3 protein-coding genes and 1 pseudogene are annotated in these 1,515 nt (G+C 60.9%); all 4 read left to right on the forward strand.

Annotated elements, in window-relative coordinates; genetic code table 11:
- Positions 1-200 (forward strand): annotated as a pseudogene (locus RID11_RS10640) (type II secretion system protein E); the annotation flags it as partial.
- The gene (locus RID11_RS10645; RefSeq protein WP_350138737.1) at positions 197-391 is read left to right on the forward strand and encodes a DUF4177 domain-containing protein; all 195 of its coding nucleotides are present in this window, start codon (positions 197-199) and stop codon (positions 389-391) included. The pseudogene RID11_RS10640 and the gene RID11_RS10645, both read left to right, overlap by 4 nt.
- Positions 388-801 carry a hypothetical protein gene (locus RID11_RS10650; RefSeq protein WP_350138739.1) on the forward strand — a complete coding sequence of 138 codons (414 nt, stop codon included), beginning with the start codon at positions 388-390 and terminating at the stop codon, positions 799-801. The genes RID11_RS10645 and RID11_RS10650 overlap by 4 nt, the downstream gene beginning before the upstream one ends.
- A 12-nt stretch (positions 802-813) precedes the next feature.
- Positions 814-1,515 (forward strand): TrbL/VirB6 family protein (locus RID11_RS10655; RefSeq protein ID WP_350138741.1); only part of this gene is annotated, 702 nt, incomplete at its 3' end.

Genomic DNA, 1,515 nt, shown 5'->3' on the forward strand with positions numbered 1-1,515 from the left:
ATGCCGAAACCCCGCAATTGGCCGTGCAGCGGCTCGCGATCGCTGCACTCAAGACCGAAATCCCGATGACCTATGCCGACATGATCCAGTACATCGAGAACTCCATCGACGTGATCATCCAGGCCGGTCGCCATGACGGCAGGCGCGGCATCACCGAATTCTACCTCCCCGGCGCAACTGAGATTGGAACTTCCCCATGAAGACATTTGAATACGATATCTTGTCCTTTCCCATGACTCGAAAGACCAGCCTTGCCGACATGCAGGCCAGCCTGAATGCCAAAGGTGCGGAAGGCTGGGAGGTCGTGTCGATCAGCTCCTCGGAATTCGCCAATGTGGGACACACGGTCTTTCTGAAGCGTGAAACCACACCCGATGGAGCCACGGCATGAGGCAGGCGGGCTGTACCCTCGTACTAACTGCGCTGGTCCTGGGCCTGACGTCGGCACCCGGCTTCGCTGAGCGCAATCTCGTGCCGACCCTCGAGCGCAACTTCAACGTCTGTCCAGACCGCCCTGCTGAGCCCATGTGGATGCAGGAGATCCCCCTGCGCCAAGCCTATCAGCGGGTTCTGGTTCAGGACATCTATCGCGCCCAAAATCTGGAGCGGGTCGTCGAGACCGGCAGCTGCCACTGCGCGACCCGGTTCCCCTCTTGGGACGCAGCCGAGGCCGTGTTTCGCGAGGTCCACGCGAGTTACGAACGATGGGAGATGCTGCAGGCCTCGGACGCCTACAACCGCCGCGCCAACGCCGCCCGCCCTGCCGCCAAGGCCATCTGCGAAGCCGCGGGCAATTGGTAAGGCTGATCCCCGATGAGCGTCGTCACCTACTTCGTTGAAACCTCCCAAGCCTATCTCGACACCGCCGCGGAAACCCAGTTCGGGTCCGTCGCTGCGACCGTGGGCACACTTTTGGTTGTGGGTACAACATTGGTGGTGATCCTCGTCTTCCTGAACATGATCTACCAATACAAGGCGATGGACGGCAGAACGGCCTTTTGGCTGGCAGTCAAGATCGGCCTCATCGGGATATTCGCGACCAACTGGGTGCAGTTCAACGCGCTCTCCTCCGCCATCCTGGCCGGCATTGACAGCATTGCGGGCGCGCTTGTCGCCTCGGTCGGTGGCGGCACCCCCGGTCCCTCCGGCACCTTTGCAGAAGAGTTCGACCGGCTGATCTCAGAACTGGGTGACTACCTGAATGCAGCCGGATCAGAGCTGAACTGGATGGCCGGGGCCATGCTCGACATCGTCGGGGTGCTTCTGCTCTCGATACTCGGCGGGCTGGCCGCTTTCATCCTCGTGGCCTCTCGACTGATGATCGCGCTCCTGATTGGGATCGCTCCGGTGATGATCTTCCTCACCCTCTTCGAAGTGACCAAGGATTATTTCGCGCGCTGGTTATCCGCGCTTATCTCCTTCGCGATCTACCCTATCGTGGTCGCAGGGGTCTTCGCGACCATCACCGGGGTGGCCTCGGCTCTCATAGGCGAGTTGGGTGATCCGGAAGGGGCT

The organism is Roseovarius sp. (genome assembly GCF_040219995.1).
Taxonomy (GTDB): Bacteria; Pseudomonadota; Alphaproteobacteria; order Rhodobacterales; family Rhodobacteraceae; genus Roseovarius.

What these genes read in the sequence shown, in the direction of transcription:
- RID11_RS10650 (WP_350138739.1), top strand. Translation starts at nt 388, where the DNA reads ATGAGGCAGGCGGGCTGTACCCTCGTACTAACTGCGCTGGTCCTGGGC.
- RID11_RS10645 (WP_350138737.1), top strand. Translation starts at nt 197, where the DNA reads ATGAAGACATTTGAATACGATATCTTGTCCTTTCCCATGACTCGAAAG.